Raw genomic sequence first — 19,349 nt, forward strand, 5'->3', positions numbered from 1 at the left:
CCCCGCGTCACCACCACCAACCGCGACGACGCAAAACGCTCCCCCGCCAACCAGCCCTGCACCACCCCCAACACCGCCCCGACCACACCACGCACCGCCGACGGCACATCACCCTCCGGCACGACACAGTCCAGCACCACCACACCCGGCACCGAACCCTCAGCCGAAAGCTCCTCCCACGCAGACCACTCCACGACAGAGGCTTCCCCGGACTCAGGAACAACACCCCACTCGATGCCGAACAAGGAATCGCCGTGACCGGTGCCCGCTCCCCCGAGCTGCTCCGGGGACACCGGACGAAGCACCAGCGCTGCCACGGAGGCGACCGGCGCCCCTGCGGAGTCGGCGAGGTCAAGGCGTACCGCGTCCCCTCGCCCCTCCGCACGCGAAAGCCGTACCCGGACCCCGGCAGCACCGGCGGCGTGCAGGGCGACCCCGTTCCAGGAGAACGGCACCAAGGTCTGCCCGCCCTCGTTGCCTTCGGTGACGGGACCCCCGAGGCCGAGGGCATGCAGGGCGGCATCCAGCAGGGCGGGGTGCAGGCCGAACCGCTCCGCGTCCGCGTGCGCCTGGCGGGGCAACTCAACCTCGGCGAAGAGTTCGTCCCCCCGCCGCCACGCCGCCCTCAACCCCTGGAACACCGGCCCGTAACCGAATCCGTGCTCGTGAAGGACGTCGTAGACGCCGGTGACGTCCGCCTCGACGGCGCCCAGCGGGGGCCACTCGCCCAGATCGGTGGCCGGAGCCACCGGAGCGGAGGAAAGCACACCATCCGCGTGCCGCCTCCAGTCCGTGTCCGGCTGGTCCTCCGGCCGCGAGAAGATCTGCACCCGGCGCCGGTCACGATCATCCGGCGCACCCACCACCACCTGAAGGGCAACTCCCTCGCTCCCGGCGAGCACCAGCGGGGCCTGGAGAGTGAGTTCCTCCACCACCTCGAAGCCGACCTGCTCCCCCACGTACAGCGCCAACTCCACGAACCCCGTACCCGGCAGCAGTACCGTGCCCAGCACCTCGTGATCCACCACCCACGGCTGGCCCACCCGCGAAAGACGAGCCGTGAACGTCACCGCATCCGAATCCGGCATCGCCACCGCCGCCGCCAACACCGGATGATCCAACGCCACCTGCCCCACCGCCGACACATCCGCCAACGGCCGAACCGCCTCCACCCAAAACCGCTCCCGCTGGAACGCATACGTGGGCAAGTCGATCCGGCGGGCACCAGTGCCCGCGAAGAACGCCGACCAGTCCACCACCGCACCGGAGGTGTGGAATTGGGCCAGTGCGGTCACCAGGGCGGCGGGCTCCGGCCGATTGCGGCGGGTGGCGGCGACCAGCGTCACCTGCTCACCAGTCACGGACTGCTGCGCCAGCCCGGTCAGGACACCGTCAGGACCCAACTCCAGGAACCGGCTGACACCCTCCGCCTCCAACGCACGCACGGCATCCGCGAAACGCACCGCCTCCCGCACCTGCCCCACCCAGTAGTCCGGCGAGGCCAGGTCCGCCGCCGGCGCGCCGGTGACCGTGGAAACCACCGGCACCGAAGGCTCGTGGTACTCCAACCCACCTGCGACCTGGCGGAACTCGTCCAGCATCGGCTCCATCAGCACCGAATGGAACGCATGCGACACCGCCAGCCGCGACGTCTTGCGGCCCAGCGCCTCAAAATGCGCGGCGACGTCGAGGACCGCATCCTCACCACCCGAAACCACCACCGCCTGCGGCCCGTTCACCGCCGCAATGCCGACCCGGTCACCCAGCAGCGGCACAACCTCCGCCTCACCCGCCTGCAACGCCACCATCGCACCACCCGCCGGCAGCGCCTCCATCAACCGACCACGCGCCACCACCAGCCTGGCCGCATCCTGAAGGGAGAACACCCCCGCGACGTGGGCGGCGGCAATCTCACCGACCGAATGCCCCGCCACGAAGTCCGGACGCACACCCCACGACTCCACCAGACGGAACAACGCCACCTCGAACGCGAACAACGCCGGCTGCGCGAACCCCGTACGGTTCAACAACCCGGCATCCTCACCCCACACCACCTCCCGCAACGGCCGGCCCAACCACCCGTCCAACTCCGCCACCACCGCGTCGAACGCCGACGCGAACACCGGGAACGCCCCGCACAGCTCACGCCCCATCCCCAACCGCTGCGCACCCTGACCCGTGAACACAAACGCCGAACGACCACCACGCCGCGCCGCACCCGACACCACACCCGCACCCGACTCGCCCAAGGCCAGCGCACCCAGGCCCCGGACCAGCTCGTCGCGGTCCGCGCCCAACACCACCGCCCGGTGCTCGAACACCGCCCGCGACGTCGCCAACGAGAACGCCACATCCAACGGCGCCTCCTCGTCCACCGCCGCCAGCAACCGCCCCGCCTGCGCCGCCACCGCCTCCGGCGTCCGCCCCGACACCACCCACGGCACCACCGACACAGGCACCGCTACGGGAATCGGCGCCTGCTCGACGACCTCCCGCTGCGGCGCCTCCTCCACGATCACATGCGCATTCGTCCCACTCAGACCGAACGAGGACACACCCGCCCGGCGCAGACGTCCACGCTCCGGCCAGGCCACCTGCTCCGTGAGCAGCGCGATCTCGCCCTCCGACCAGTCCACGTGCGGCGAGGGCTCATCCACGTGCAGGGTCCTGGGCAGCACACCGTGCCGCATCGCCTGCACCATCTTGATGATTCCCGCGACACCGGCCGCGGCCTGGGTGTGCCCGAAGTTGGACTTGATCGAGCCCAACCAGAGCGGCTGATCCGCGGGCCGGTCCTGCCCGTACGTGGCCAGCAGGGCCTGCGCCTCGATCGGGTCGCCCAGACGCGTCCCCGTCCCGTGCGCCTCGACCACGTCCACGTCCGCCGACGACAGGCCCGCGTTCGCCAAGGCCTGCCGGATGACCCGCTGCTGGGCCGGGCCGTTGGGGGCCGTCATGCCGTTGGACGCGCCGTCCTGGTTGACCGCGCTGCCACGCACCACCACCAGCACCGGATGCCCGTTGCGCCGCGCGTCCGAGAGCCGCTCCAGCAGCAGCACACCCGCGCCCTCGGCCCAGCCCGTGCCATCCGCCGCACCCGCGAACGACTTGCACCGGCCGTCCACCGCCAGGCCCCGCTGCTCACTGAAGTACACCAGCGTCTCCGGCGTGGCCATCACCGTCACCCCGCCGGCCAGGGCGAGCGAGCACTCCCCCGACTGCAATGCCTGCGCCGCCAGGTGCAACGACACCAAAGACGACGAGCACGCCGTGTCCACCGTCAGCGCGGGACCCTCCAGCCCCAGCGTGTAGGCGACCCGGCCGGAGACCACGCTGCCGGCGCTGTCACCCGCGTAGTCGTGGTACATCACGCCCGCGAAGACGCCGGTCCGGCTGCCGCGCATCCGTGCCGGGTCGATGCCGGCCCGCTCGAAGGCCTCCCACGAGGTCTCCAGCAGCAGCCGCTGCTGCGGGTCCATGCCCAGGGCCTCGCGCGGCGAGATCCCGAAGAACCCGGCGTCGAACTCGGCCGCGTCATACAGGAAACCACCAGCCCGGGTGTACGTCCTGCCCGGCACCCCCGGCTCCGGGTCGTACACCCCCTCGTCCCAACCACGATCCGACGGGAACTCCGAAACCGCGTCGACCCCGCCCTCCACCAACCGCCACAGATCCTCCGGCGAGGCGACCCCACCCGGATACCGGCACGCCATCGACACGATCACGATCGGGTCCTCGGCGCTCAGTCCGACCGGAGTGGCCGGCGTCGAGGGCACGGAGAGCTCCCCGATGCCCGACAGTTCGGTGGCCAGGAACCGGGCCAGGACGTCCGGCGTCGGATGGTCGAACACCAGGGTGGCGGGCAGCCGCAGACCGCTCGCGGCGTTCAGGGCGTTGCGGAACTCGACAGCGGTCAGCGAGTCGAAACCCAGTTCGTTGAAGGCCCGGTCCGGGTCGACTGCCTCCGTGGACACGTGGCCCAGGACGCCGGCGACATGGGTTCGGACCAGATCCAGCAGGACGGCGTGGCGTTCGTCGGTGCCGAGGCCGGCGAGCCGCTGCCGCAGGCCCCCGGCCGGGGCGGGGGCTGCCGCGGCGCTGCGGCGGGGCCGGGCCCGAACCAGGCCTCGGAAGATCGGCGGCAACAGATCGCCGGCTTCAGCCAGGACACCGAGGTCCAGCCGGATCGGCACGAGCAGGGCCTCGTCCCTCGCCGTGGCGGCGTCGAACAGCGCGAGCCCTTCCTCGTCGTCGAGTGCGCCCACGCCGTTGCGGCGCATCCGCTGGAGGTCGGTGTCACCCAGGTCGCCGGCCATGCCCCCCGCCCACAGGCCCCAGGCCAGCGACTGCGCCGGGAGCCCGGCCGCCCGACGGCGGGCCGCGAGCGCGTCGAGCAGGGCATTGGCGGCGGCGTAGTTCGCCTGGCCCGCACCGCCGGTGACGCCCGTCCCGGAGGAGAACAGCACGAAGGCCGACAGGTCCAGGTCAGCGGTCAGTTCGTGCAGGTGCAGTGCGGCGTCCGCCTTCGGCCGGAGGACTGTCGCCATCCGCTCGGGGGTGAGCGTGTCGACGAGCCCGTCGTCCAGCACCCCCGCGAGGTGGACCACGGCCGTCAGCGGGTGCTCGGGGGGTAGCGCGTCCAGCAGGCCGGACAGGGCCTCCCGATCCGACACGTCGCAGGCCGCGACGGTGGCCCGGGCGCCCAATGCGTCCAGCTCCGCGACGAGTTCCGTGAATCCCGGGGCGTCCGATCCCCGACGGCTGGTCAGCAGCAGGTGCCGTACCCCGTGTTCGACCACCAGGTGACGGGCCACCAACCGACCCAGTGTGCCCGTGGCACCGGTGAGCAGGACGGTGCCCGCACCGAACCGGTCCGGCCGCGGCTCGGCGGGGGTCTCCGCCTCGTCCGCGCGCCGCGTGAGGCGGGTCAGGCGCGCGACGTGCACGGTGCCGCCCCTCACCAGCACCTGCGGCTCGCCGGACTCCAGCACCACCGCGATCCGCCCGGCGTCGGGCGGCCCCTCCAGGTCGGCCAGCACGAACCGGCCCGGGCTCTCCATCTGGGCGGCCCGCACCAGGCCCCATACCGCGGCCCCGGCCAGGTCGGCCACGTCTTCGCCCGGCAGCGTCATCGCGCCGCGGGTGGCGATCACCAGGGTCGAGGCAGCGAACCGCTCCTCGGCGAGCCAGGACTGCAGCACACCCAGCGTCCGGTTCACGGCCGCGTGCACCGCGGGGCTGTCCGTCCCCGCCTCGCAGGTCAGCACCACGACAGCGGGCGCGGTGTCGCCCTCGGCGGGCAACGCGTCCCAGTCGGCGACGGCCGGCGCCGTGGCCGCGCCGGCGGCCGGGACGGGCTTCCATTCGAAGCCGAACAGGAACTCGTGGAAGGCAGCCCCCGCCGCGGCCAGCTGGGGTGCCGACACGGGCCGGCTGACGACCGAGCCGACGGAGGCGACCGGCCGGCCGGTGGCATCCGCGAGGTCGAGCGTCAGACTCTCGGCGGTGGGACGGGTGATCCGCACGCGGGCCGCGGTGGCACCGGTGGCGTACAACCGGACCTGGTTCCAGACGAAGGGCATGGCGGTACGGTCACCGCTGACCCCGTCGACGAGCGCGGTGTGCAGGGCTGCGTCCAGCAGGGCGGGGTGCAGGCCGAACCGCTCCGCGTCCGCCCGCGCCTGCTCCGGCAGCTCGACCTCCGCGAAGAGTTCGTCCCCCCGCCGCCACGCCGCCCTCAACCCCTGGAACACCGGCCCATACCGGTACCCCAACTCCGCCAGCACCCCGTACGCACCCTCAACCTCCAGCACCTCCGCACCCACCGGAGGCCACTGGCTCAGATCCTCACCGGCAATGACCGGCCCGGACGTCAGCACACCCTGCGCATGCAACGTCCACGGCAGATCAGACCGCTCCTCCACCCGCGAGAACACCGACACCGAACGCCGACCCACAGCATCCCCAGCCCCCACCACCACCTGAAGAGCCACACCCTCGCTCCCGGCGAACACCAACGGGGCCTGGAGAGTGAGTTCCTCCACCACCTCACAGCCGACCTGCTCCCCCACGTACAGCGCCAACTCCACGAACCCCGTACCCGGCAGCAGCACACTGCCCAGCACCTCGTGATCCACCACCCACGGCTGCCCCACCCGCGACAGACGAGCCGTGAACGTCACCCCATCCGAATCCGGCACCCACACCGCCGCCGCCAACACCGGATGATCCAACGCCACCTGCCCCACCGCCGACACATCCCCCACCGGCCGAACCGCCTCCACCCAAAACCGCTCCCGCTGGAACGCATACGTGGGCAAGTCGACCCGGCGGGCACCAGTGCCCGCGAAGAACGCCGACCAGTCCACCACCGCGCCAGAGGCGTGGAATTGGGCCAGTGCGGTCACCAGCGTGACGGGCTCCGGCCTGTTGCGGCGGGTGGCAGCGACCAACGTCACCTGCTCACCAGTCACGGACTGCTGCGCCAGCCCGGTCAGGACACCGTCAGGACCCAACTCCAGGAACCGACTGACACCCTCCGCCTCCAACGCACGCACGGCATCCGCGAAACGCACCGCCTCCCGCACCTGCCGCACCCAATACCCCGGCGAGGCCAACTCCGCGCCCGGCGCGCCGGTGACCGTGGAGACCACCGGCACCGAAGGCTCGTGGTACTCCAACCCGCTTGCGACCTGGCGGAACTCGTCGAGCATCGGCTCCATCAGGATTGAGTGGAACGCGTGCGACACCGCCAGCCGCGAGGTCTTGCGGCCCAGCGCCTCAAAATGCGCGGCAACGTCGAGGACAGCATCCTCATCACCCGAAACCACCACCGCCTGCGGCCCGTTCACCGCCGCCACGCCAACCCGGTCACCCAGCAGCGGCACAACCTCCGCCTCACCCGCCTGCAACGCCACCATCGCACCACCCGCCGGCAGCGCCTCCATCAACCGACCACGCGCCACCACCAGCCTGGCCGCATCCTGAAGGGAAAACACCCCCGCGACGTGGGCGGCGGCAATCTCACCGACCGAATGCCCCGCCACGAAGTCCGGACGCACACCCCACGACTCCACCAGACGGAACAACGCCACCTCGAACGCGAACAACGCCGGCTGCGCGAACCCCGTCCGGTTCAACAACCCGGCATCATCACCCCACACCACCTCCCGCAACGGCCGGCCCAACCACCCGTCCAACTCCGCCACCACCGCGTCGAACGCCGACGCGAACACCGGGAACGCCGCGCACAGCTCACGCCCCATCCCCAACCGCTGCGCACCCTGACCCGTGAACACAAACGCCGAACGACCACCACCACCGCGGCTCGACCCGGTTGCCACCGCCGGTGCGTTGCGGCCCTCGACGAGTGCGGTCAGGCCGCGCAGCAGCTCGTCACGGTCCGCACCGACCACGGCCGCCCGATGCTCGAAGGACACGCGCGATGTCGCCAGCGAGAACGCCAGGTCGACCGGATCCGTCCCGGGCTCCGTGTCCACGAAGGACAGCAACCGCTGTGCCTGGGCCAGCAGTGCGTCGGGCGTCCGGCCGGACAGCACCCACGGCACCACCGGCACCGGAACGGCACCGGTGGCGTTCGGTGCCGGCTCCGCCGCCGGTGCCTCCTCGATGATCATGTGGGCGTTGGTGCCACTGATGCCGAAGGCGGAGATCCCGGCTCGGCGGGGGCGGACGCCCGGCAGCCATTCGCGCGCCTCGGTGAGCAGTTCGACACCGCCCTCCGACCAGTCCACGTGCGGCGAGGGCTCATCCACGTGCAGCGTCCTGGGCATCGTCGCGTTGCGGATCGCCAGCACCGTCTTGATGACACCGGCGACACCGGCCGCGGCCTGGGCATGCCCGATGTTGGACTTGACCGACCCGAGCCACAGCGGCTGGTCCTCGGGGCGGTCCTGCCCGTACGTGGCCAGCAGGGCCTGCGCCTCGATCGGATCGCCCAGCCGGGTCCCCGTACCGTGCGCCTCCACCAGGTCGACATCGGCCGGGGTGAGGCCCGCGTTGGCCAGGGCCTGCCTGATCACCCGTTGCTGCGATGGGCCGTTGGGAGCCGTCATGCCGTTGGAGGCACCGTCCTGGTTGACCGCGGAGCCCCGGATCAGGGCGAGCACCGGATGCCCGTTGCGGCGGGCATCGGAGAGCCGCTCCAGCAGCAGCACACCCGCGCCCTCGGCCCAGGCGACGCCGTCGGCGGCGGCTGCGAACGACTTGGACCGGCCGTCCGGCGCCAGGCCGAGCTGCCGGCTGAACTCCACGAACATGCCCGGCGTACCCATCACCGCCACGCCGCCTGCCAGGGCGAGCGAGCACTCCCCCGACCGCAGCGCCTGCGCCGCCAGGTGCAGCGACACCAGCGACGACGAACACGCCGTGTCGACGGTGACCGAGGGGCCCTCCAGGCCGAGGACGTACGAGGTGCGCCCCGACACGAGGCTTCCCCCGCTGCTGGCGGCAGCCTCCCCCAGTCCGTAGTCGTGGTACATCAGCCCCGCGAAGACGCCGGTGGAGCTGCCCTTCAGTGAGGTGGGGGTGATTCCGGCCCGTTCGACGGCCTCCCAGGAGGTCTCCAGCAGGAGTCGCTGCTGCGGGTCCATCATCAGCGCCTCGTTGGGGCTGATACCGAAGAAGTCGCTGTCGAAGTCGGCGGCGTCGTGCAGGAATCCACCCCGGCGGGTGTAGGTCCGGCCGGCCTTGCCTGGCTCGGGATCGTACACCCCCTCGTCCCAACCGCGATCGCCGGGGAACGCCGAGACGGCGTCGACACCCTCGGCCACCAGGCCCCACAGGTCCTCCGGTGAGGCGACCCCGCCCGGATAGCGGCAGGCCATGCCGATGATGGCGATGGGATCGTCGGCCGTGTGGGTCCCTGCCGCCCGGACGGCCGGCGTAGGCGCGGAGGATGTGGCCGGGCCGGCCAGCGAGGCGTCGATGTGGTCGGCGACAGCGCGTGCGGTCGGGTGGTCGAACACCAGGGTGGCGGGCAGTCGCAGTCCGGTCGCCGCACCGAGCTGGTTGCGCAGTTCGACCGCGGCCAGGGAGTCGAAACCGAGCTCCTGGAACGCCCGGTCCGGCTCGACGGCGTCCGAGGATGCGTGTCCGAGCACTACGGCAACCTGGCGGCGCACCAGCTCCAGCAGGGTCCGGCCACGTTCGTCGGCGTCCAGGCCGGCCAACCGCTGTTCGAGCCCGGCGCCACCGGGGTCGGCCGTGACCCGTACGAGCTGCCGACCCGACACCCGCACCAGGCCGCGGAGCAGGGCGGGGATCTCCTCGCCCCGGCGGCGTATCACCGACGGCTCCACCAGTAGGGGCACAACGGCAGGCTCACCCGACCGCAGCGCGGCGTCGAACAGGGCGAGCCCGAGTTCGGGTGACAGCGCGGGCATGCCCTGGGTCTGCATCCGCTCCGAGGCCTGGTCGAGCATCCGGGTCATGCCCGTGTGCACACCCCAGAGGCCGAAGGCCATGGCGGTGGCCGGCAGCCCTTCGGCGTGACGCCGCTGTGCGAGGGCGTCCAGGAAGACGTTGGCCGCCGCGTAGTTGCCCTGTCCTGCGGCGAGGACGAGTCCGCCCGCCGAGGAGAAGAGAACGAACGCGGTCAGGTCCAGGTCGCGGGTCAGCTCGTGCAGGTGCCAGGCGGCGTCCGCCTTGGGGGTCAGCACGGCGTCCATCCGCGCGGGGGTCAGCCCGCCGATCAGACCGTTGTCGATGACGCCGGCGACGTGTACGACCGCGCTCAGCGGGTGGGCTGCGGGGACGGCGGCCAGCAGTCCGGCCAGGGCCGCCCGGTCCGAGACGTCGCAGGCGGCGACCGTCGTCCGTGCACCAAGAGCGGCCAGCTCGTCGCTGAGCTCGACCGCGCCGGGTGCCTCCAGGCCGCGCCGACTGGTCAGCAGGAGGTTGCGAACCCCGTGCTCGACCACCAGGTGCCGCGCCACCAGGGCGCCCAGACCACCCGTGCCACCGGTGACCAGGACCGTGCCCGCCGGATCGAAGGCCGGCCCGGCCGCCTGCTCGGGCGCGGCCACCCGGGCCAGCCTCGGTACCAGCACCGTCCCCTCGCGGATCGCCAACTCCGGCTCACCGGAGGCCAACGCCGCCTCCAGAGCGGACGAGCCGTCGGTGTCCACCAGCACGAACCGCCCGGGGTTCTCCGCCTGCGCCGCCCGCACCAGACCCCACACCGGCGCCTGCCGCACATCCACCACAGCACCCTCGGCCGTGGCCACCGCACCCCGCGTCACCACCACCAAACGCGAAGATGCGAACCGCTCCCCCGCCAACCAGGCCTGCACCACCTCCAACACCGCCCGCGCCGCCCCACGCACGGCCGACGGCACATCGCCCTCAAGCACGGCGCACTCCAGCACCACCGCCTCCGGCACCGGCCCCTCGGGCGAGGGGTCCTCCCACGCAGCCCACTCCGCCCCGGATCCGTCACCGACCTGTGGAGCGGCGGTCCAGTGGATGCGGAAGAGCGAGTCGGCGTCGCCGCCACCCAACTGCTGTGCCGATACCGGACGACCGACCACCGACCCGACCGAGAGCACGGGTCGACCCGCCGCGTCCGCGACCTCCAGCGTCAGGCTCTCCTGCGTCGGCCGTGTGAGCCGTACCCGGACCCGCGAGGCACCCACCGCATGCAGGCGCACGCCGTTCCAGACGAACGGCAGCACCGGCTCACCGGTACCCGTCCCGCCGATCAACGCCACATGCATCGCCGCATCCAGCAACGCCGGATGCACCCCGAACCGCTCCGCATCCGCCCGCGCCTGCTCCGGCAGCTCAACCTCCGCGAACAACTCCTCGCCCCGCCGCCACGCCGCCCTCAGCCCCTGGAACACCGGCCCGTACCGATACCCCAACTCCGCCAACACCCCGTACGCACCCTCGACCTCCACCACCTCCGCACCCACCGGAGGCCACTGGCTCAGATCCGTGCCCGCAGCAACCGGACCGGACGCCAGCACACCCTGCGCATGCAACGTCCACGGCAGATCAGACCGCTCCTCAACCCGCGAGAACACCGACACCGAACGCCGACCCACAGCATCCCCAGCCCCCACCACCACCTGAACCTGCACACCACCCGACACCGGCACCACCAACGGCGCCTGAAGGGCGAGTTCCTCCAGCACCCCGCAACCGACCTGCTCCCCCACGTGCAGCGCCAACTCCACGAACCCCGTACCCGGCAGCAGCACACTGCCCAGCACCTCGTGATCCACCACCCAGCCATGCGAACCAGCCGACACCCGACCCGTGAACGTCACCACATCCGTGTCCGGGGAAGGCACCACCGCACCCAGCAACGGATGTCCGGTGGTGGCCAGACCTGCGGACGCCACACCACCGAACTCGCTGCCGAACCAGGAGTTGGCCAGGTACTGCTGGGTGTCGATCCAGAACCGTTCGCGCTGGAAGGGGTAGGTGGGCAGGTCGATCCGGCGGGCGCCGGTGCCGGCGAAGAACGCCGACCAGTCCACTGCCGCGCCGGAAGTGTGGAGTTGGGCGAGTGCGGTCACCAGCGTGACGGGCTCCGGCCTGTTGCGGCGGGTGGCGGCGACCAGGGTCGCCTGCTCGCCCGAGACGCTCTGCTGCGCCAGCCCGGTCAGGACACCGTCAGGACCCAACTCCAGGAACCGGCTGACACCCTCCGCCTCCAACGCACAGACGGCATCCGCGAAACGCACCGCCTCACGGACCTGCCCCACCCAGTACCCCGGCGAAGCGAGTTCGGCGCCCAGCGCGCCGGTGACCGTGGAAACCACCGGCACCGAAGGCTGGTGATACTCCAACCCGCCTGCGACCTGGCGGAACTCGTCGAGCATCGGCTCCATCAGCACCGAGTGGAACGCGTGCGACACCGCCAGCCGCGACGTCTTGCGGCCCAGCGCCCCGAAATGCGCGGCGACGTCGAGGACCGCATCCTCATCACCCGAAACCACCACCGAGCCGGGGGCGTTCACGGCAGCGAGACCCACCCGGTCACCCAGCAGCGGCACAACCTCCGCCTCACCCGCCTGCAACGCCACCATCGCACCACCCTCCGGCAACGCCTCCATCAACCGACCACGCGCCACCACCAGACGAGCCGCATCCTGAAGGGAGAACACCCCCGCCACATGCGCCGCAGCAATCTCACCGACCGAATGCCCCGCCACGAAGTCCGGACGCACACCCCACGACTCCACCAGACGGAACAACGCCACCTCGAACGCGAACAACGCCGGCTGCGCGAACCCCGTCCGGTTCAACAACCCGGCATCCTCACCCCACACCACCTCCCGCAACGGCCGGCCCAACCACCCGTCCAACTCCGCCACCACCGCGTCGAACGCCGACGCGAACACCGGGAACGCCGCGCACAGCTCACGCCCCATCCCCAACCGCTGCGCACCCTGACCCGTGAACACAAACGCCGAACGACCACCACGCCGCGCCAGCACCGGGACGGACTCCCCCGACACCAACGCGGCCAACCCCCGCCGCAACTCCTCCACATCCGAACCCACCACAGCAGCCCGATGCTCGAACACCGCCCGCGACGTCGCCAACGAGAACGCCACATCCAACAGCGCCTCATCGCCCACCAAAGACAACAACCGCCCCGCCTGCGCCGCCACCGCACCCGGCGTCCGACCCGACACCACCCACGGCACCACCGACAACGCCACAGGTCCCGGCACGGGCACGGGCACGGGCACGGGAGCCGCCTGCTCCGCAGGCCCCGCCTCGATGATCACGTGCGCATTCGTCCCGCTCAGACCGAACGAGGAGATGCCCGCCCGGCGCGGACGTCCGTACTCCGGCCAGGCCACCTGCTCCGTGAGCAGCGCGATGTCGCCCTCACTCCAGTCGACCTGCGGACTGGGCTCGTCGATGTGCAGGGTCCTGGGCAGCACTCCGTGCCGCATCGCCATGACCATCTTGATGATTCCCGCGGCACCGGCCGCGGCCTGGGTGTGGCCCATGTTGGACTTGATCGAGCCCAGCCAGAGCGGCCGTCCCTCCGTTCGGTCCTGCCCGTAGGTCGCCAGCAGCGCCTGCGCCTCGATCGGGTCACCGAGTCGCGTCCCCGTCCCGTGCGCCTCGACCGCGTCCACGTCCGCCGACGACAGGCCCGCGTTCGCCAGCGCCTGCCGGATCACCCGGCGCTGTGACGGCCCGTTGGGGGCGGTGAGGCCGTTGGACGCACCGTCCTGGTTGACCGCGCTGCCGCGCACCACCGCCAGCACCGAATGCCCGAGACGCCGCGCGTCGGACAACCGCTCCAGCAGCAGGAGGCCGGCACCCTCACCCCAGCCGGTGCCGTCGGCGGTGGAGGAGAAGGAGCGGCAGCGGCCGTCGGTAGCCAGCCCGCGCTGACGGCTGAACTCGACGAACACCTCGGGGGTGGCCATCACCGCGACGCCGCCTGCCAGGGCGAGCGAGCACTCCCCCGACCGCAGCGCCTGCGCCGCCAGATGCAACGACACCAGTGACGAGGAGCAGGCGGTGTCGACGGTGACCGAGGGGCCCTCCAGGCCGAGGACGTAGGACACCCGGCCGGAGGCGATCGCACCGGTGCTGCTGTTGTTGGCGTAGTCGTGGTACATCACGCCGGCGTAGACGCCGGTCGCGGTGCCCTTCAGCGAGGCGGGGTCGATCCCGGCGTGCTCGATGGCCTCCCAGGCCGTCTCCAGCAGCAGGTACTGCTGCGGATCCATGATCGCGGCCTCGTTGGGGCTGATCCCGAAGAACGCCGGGTCGAACTCGCCGGCCTCGTGGAGGAAGCCGCCCTCGCGGGTGTAGGTCGTGTAGGGGCGCTCCGCCGCCGGGTCGTAGATGCGTTCGAGGTCCCAGCCCCGGTTGGCGGGGAACTCCGAGACCGCGTCGACGCCGTCCGCCACGAGCCGCCACAGGTCCTCGGGCGAGGCGACCCCGCCCGGGAAGCGGCAGGCCATGCCGACGATCACGATGGGGTCGTCCCCGGTCCCCTGGACGGAGGTGGTCGGCAGGGCCGGCACCGAACGCTCACCGTCGCCGGACAGTTCGGCGAGGAGCTGGCGGGCGAGCACGGTCGGCGTCGGGTGGTCGAAGACGAGGGTGGCCGGCAGCCGGACACCGACCGCCTCGTTCAGCGCGTTGCGGAACTCGACGGCGCTCAGCGAGTCGAAGCCCAGCTCACTGAAGGCCCGCTCCGGGTCCACTCCGTCAGGTCCGGCGTACCCGAGGGTGACGGCGACATGGGTGCGGACCAGGTCCAGCAGGACGGCTTCGCGTTCCTCGGGGGTGCGTCCGGCGAGCCTGCGCTCCAGCTCCGCCGCGGCGGCCGCCGGGGCGGCGGCGATGCGGCGGGTCCGCGCCCGGACCAGTCCGCGGAAGACCGGCGGCAGGCTGTCCCCCGCCTCCCCCAGGACCCGGAGGTCCAGGTGGATCGGCAGCAGGATGGCCGCGTCGACCGCCATGGCGGCGTCGAGGAGCTCAAGGCCTTCGTCGTCCGAGAGGGGGGTGATCCCACTGCGGTCCATTCGCCGCCGGTCGGACTCGTCGAGGGTCCCGGCCATGCCGCTCGCCCACAGGCCCCAGGCCAACGACTGCGCCGGGAGCCCGGCCGCCCGACGGTGGGTCGCGAGCGCGTCGAGGAAGGCGTTCGCCGCCGCGTAGTTGCCCTGGCCCGCCGCCCCGACGGTGCCGCTCGCGGAGGAGAAGAGCACGAACGCGGCGAGGTCCATCCCCGCGGTGAGGTCGTGGAGGTTCAGCGCCGCGTCGGCTTTCGGGCGCAGGACGGAACTCATCCGCTCGGGGGTGAGTTCCGTGGCCAGGGCGTCGTCCAGTACGCCCGCCAGGTGCAGCACTCCGGTGAGCGTGGTTCCGTCCAGCAGCGCCGCCAGCGCGTCCCGGTCGGCCGCGTCGCAGGCCGCGACCGTGACGTGCGCGCCCAGTGCGGTGAGTTCGGCCACGAGTTCGGCGGCGCCGGGGGCTCCCGGCCCGCGCCGGCTGGCGAGCAGCAGGCTGCGGACGCCGTGTACGGTCACCAGGTGACGCGCGACCCGCCGGCCCAGGGCGCCGGTCGCCCCGGAGACGAGGACGGTGCCGCTGCCGAACGGGTTGCGCCGATCGACGTCCCGGTCGTGCTCGGCCCGGAGGTCGGCGGCGGCGACATCGTGCTCGGCCCGGAGGCCGGCGGCAGGGTCGGGGTCGGCTGCGAGGTCGCGGGGCACCCGTGCGAGGCGGGCCGCGTACACCCGACCGCCGCGCAGTACGGTCTGCGGCTCCCCGGAGTCGACGACCATCGTGATCCCGGCGAGGTCGTCCACGTCGGCGAGGACGAACCGGCCGGGGTTCTCCAGCTGGGCGGCCCGCACCAGGCCCCAGGCCGCGGCTCCGGCGAGGTCGGTGAGGTCCTCGCCCGGCAGGGCCACGGCCCCGGTGGTGGCGACCACGAGGGTGGAGGTGGCGAAGCGGTCGTCGGCGAGCCAGGACTGCAGGACGTCGAGGACGCGGTTGGCGGTGGCGTGGACCGCCTCCACGTCCGCACCGGGGGCCAGCGACAGCACCACGGCATCGGGGACGGACCCGGTCGCGCCCAGGACGTCCCATGCGGTGAAGGTGGCCGCGCCGCCGGCGGCGACGGGCAACGGCACCCAGTCGAGGGCGAACAGCGATTCGTGGAAGCCCGTGCGCGCAGCGGCGAGCTGCCGGGCCGAGATCGGGCGCAGCACCAGCGAATCCACGGTGAGCACTGCTCGTCCGGTCTCGTCGGCGACCGTCAGGGCGATGCCGGCGGAGCCGGTCGGCGCGAGGCGGACCCGTACGGCGGTTGCGCCGGCCGCGTGCAACCGCACGCCGGACCAGGCGAAGGGCAGCACGGCGCCCTCGGCGTCGGAGAACATGCCCGTGAAGACGGCGCCGTGCAGCGAGGCGTCCAAAAGGGCGGGGTGCAGACCGAACCCGTCGGCCTCGACGCCGGCCTGCTGTGGCAGCGCGACCTCGGCGTAGACCGCGTCGTCTGACTTCCAGGCCGCGGTGAGGCCGCGGAACACCGGACCGTACGCGAGGCCTGCGGCGGCGAAGTCCTCGTACAGCCGGTCGGTGTCGAGCGGAGTGGCACCCGGGGGCGGCCACTGGGTCAGGTCGGCGGGCTCGGCCTCGGCGTGCGGCATCAGGACGCCGTCGGCGTGCCGGGTCCACGGGAGGTCCGGTTGGTCCTCGGCACGGGAGTGGATGGTGACGGTACGTCGGCCGGCGAGGTCCGGCGCCCCGACAACCACCTGGACCTGCACACCGCCACGGGCGGGCAGAACCAGTGGGGCCTGGAGGGTCAGCTCGTCGAGTGCGCCACAGCCGACCTGGTCGCCGGCGCTGACGGCGAGCTCCACGAAGCCGGTACCGGGGAAGAGGATCGAGCCGCCGACCACATGGTCGGCCAGCCACGGCTGAACGGCCGGGGAGAGCCTGCCGGTGAGTACGGCGCCGTCGGAGTCGGCCAGCATGACGGCGGCGCCGAGCAGGGGGTGCCTGAGGGAGGCGAGACCCGCGGCGGAGAGGTCGCCCGGACCGACGCCGAGGAGGTTCTGCGGGGTGTCTATCCAATAGCGTTCGCGCTGGAAGGGATAGGTGGGCAGGTCGACGCGGCGGGCGCCGGTGCCGGCGAAGAACGCCGACCAGTCCACTGCCGCGCCGGAGGTGTGGAGTTGGGCGAGTGCGGTCACCAGCGTGACGGGCTCCGGCCTGTTGCGGCGGGTGGCAGCAACCAGCGTCGCCTGCTCGCCCGAGACGCTCTGCTGCGCCAGCCCGGTCAGGACACCGTCAGGACCCAACTCCAGGAACCGGCTGACACCCTCCACCTCCAACGCACGCACGGCATCCGCGAAACGCACCGCCTCCCGCACCTGCCGCACCCAGTACTCCGGCGAGGCCAGGTCGGCGCCCAGCGCGCCGGTGACCGTGGAAACCACCGGCACGGCAGGCTCGTGGTACTCCAACTCGCCTGCTATCGAGCGAAACTCGTCGAGCATCGGCTCCATCAGGATTGAATGGAACGCGTGCGACACCGCCAGCCGCGACGTCTTACGGCCCAGCGTCCCGAAATACGCGGCGACGTCAACGACGGCGTCCTCGTCGCCCGAAACCACCACCGAGCCGGGGGCGTTCACGGCAGCGAGACCCACCCGGTCACCCAGCAGCGGCACAACCTCCGCCTCACCCGCCTGCAACGCCACCATCGCGCCGCCCTCCGGCAGCGCCTCCATCAACCGACCACGCGCCGCGACCAGCCTGGCCGCATCCTGAAGGGAAAACACCCCCGCGACGTGGGCGGCGGCAATCTCACCGACCGAATGCCCCGCCACGAAGTCCGGGCGCACGCCCCACGACTCCACCAGACGGAACAACGCCACCTCGAACGCGAACAACGCCGGCTGCGCGAACCCCGTACGGTTCAACAACCCGACGTCCTCACCCCACACCACCTCCCGCAACGGCCGGCCCAACCACCCGTCCAACTCCGCCACCACCGCGTCGAACGCCGACGCGAACACCGGGAACGCCGCGCACAGCTCACGCCCCATCCCCAACCGCTGCGCACCCTGACCCGTGAACACGAAGGCGGTGGATCCGGTGGTGGTCGTGCCCCGGACCACGGCCGGATGGGTCTCGCCCGAGGCGAGGGCCGCGAGCGCCGCCAGTGCGGCCTCACGGTCGTCGGCGAGGATCACGGCCCGGTGTTCCAGGGCGGCCCGGGAGGTGGCCAGGGAGTAGGCCGTGTCCAGTGGGTCCGCGGCGGTGGTGGCGAGGTGGTCGCGGACCCGCTCGGCCTGGGCACGCAGGGCGTCCGCGCCACGGCCGGAGACCGGCCAGGGCAGCGGCGATCCGGCGGGCCGGCGCGTCGGGGCGACGTCCCCGGCCGTGGTTCCGGTCCCGGTGGCCGTTTCGGCCTCGGTGTCCGGGGCCTGTTCGATGATGACGTGGACGTTGGTGCCGCTCACGCCGAAGGAGGAGACGCCCGCACGGCGCGGACGTCCGGTCTCGGGCCAGGCGACGGCCTCGGCGAGCAGCCGTACCCGGCCCGCCGTCCAGTCGACGTGACTGGACGGCTCGTCCACGTGCAGGGTCTTCGGCAGCAGGCCGTGCCGCATCGCCATGATCATCTTGATCACGCCGCCGACGCCGGCCGCGCCCTGGGCGTGGCCGATGTTCGACTTGATCGAGCCCAGCCAGAGCGGCTGGTCCTCGGGCCGGTCCTGGCCGTAGGTCGCCAGGACTGCCTGTGCCTCGATCGGGTCGCCGAGAGTGGTGCCGGTGCCGTGGCCCTCCACGACGTCGATCTGGGAGGCCGGTATCCGGGCGTTGGCAAGGGCCTGGCGGATGACCCGCTGCTGTGCGCGGCCGTTGGGGGCGGTGAGGCCGTTGGAGGCGCCGTCCTGGTTGACCGCGCTGCCGCGGACGACCGCCAGCACCGGGTGCCCGTTGCGGCGGGCGTCGGAGAGCCGCTCCAGCAGCAGCATGCCGACGCCTTCGGACCAGCCGGTCCCGTCGGCGGCGTCGGCGAAGGACTTGCACCGGCCGTCGGGCGCGAGGCCGCGCTGGCGGCTGAACGCGATGAACGGCGAGGGGGTGGACATCACCATGACGCCGCCGGCCAGGGCGAGCGTGCACTCCTTCTGGCGCAGTGCCTGGACGGCCAGGTGCAGCGCCACCAGCGACGAGGAGCAGGCCGTGTCGACGGTGACTGCGGGCCCTTCCAGGCCCAGGGTGTAGGCGATCCGGCCGGAGATGACGGAGGCGGCGTTGCCGGTGGTCATGTAGGCCTCGGCGATCTCGGGCACGGCGCCGAGCAGGTACTCGTAGTCCTGGATGCCGGACCCGGCGAAGACGCCGACCTGGGCGCCGCGCATCGCGTCGGGGTTGATGCCGGCCCGCTCGAACGCCTCCCAGGAGGCCTCCAGGATCAGGCGCTGCTGGGGGTCCATGCCGAGGGCTTCCCTGGGGCTGATCCCGAAGAAGCCCGCGTCGAAGTCCCCGGCGTCGTGGACGAAGCCGCCCTCGTGCACGTAGCTGGTCCCGAGCTGCTCCCGGTCGCCGCCGCTCAGCTGTTCGAGGTCCCAGCCACGGTCGGTGGGGAAGTCGGAGACGGCGTCGACGCCGTCGGCGACCAGTCGCCAGAGGTCCTCCGGCGAGGCGACCCCGCCGGGGTAGCGGCAGCTCATGGCCACGACGGCGATGGGCTCCTGCTCCGCGCCCTCGACCTCCTGGAGCCGCCGCCGGGTCTGGTGCAGGTCGGCGGTGACACGCTTGAGGTAGTCGAGCAGCTTGTCGTCGTTCGCCATGATGAGTTCCACCGAGTC

At 72.3% G+C, this 19,349-nt stretch carries 1 protein-coding gene; it reads right to left on the bottom strand.

What is annotated here, in order from left to right:
• The coding region (locus ACFUK0_RS30290; protein ID WP_380255655.1) for an SDR family NAD(P)-dependent oxidoreductase at positions 1-19,331 on the bottom strand (19,331 nt) is incomplete at its 3' end.
• Between the last annotated feature and the right edge of the window lie 18 nt (positions 19,332-19,349).

The sequence above is a fragment of the Kitasatospora sp. NPDC057223 genome, assembly GCF_042669755.1.
GTDB lineage: Bacteria > Actinomycetota > Actinomycetes > Streptomycetales > Streptomycetaceae > Kitasatospora.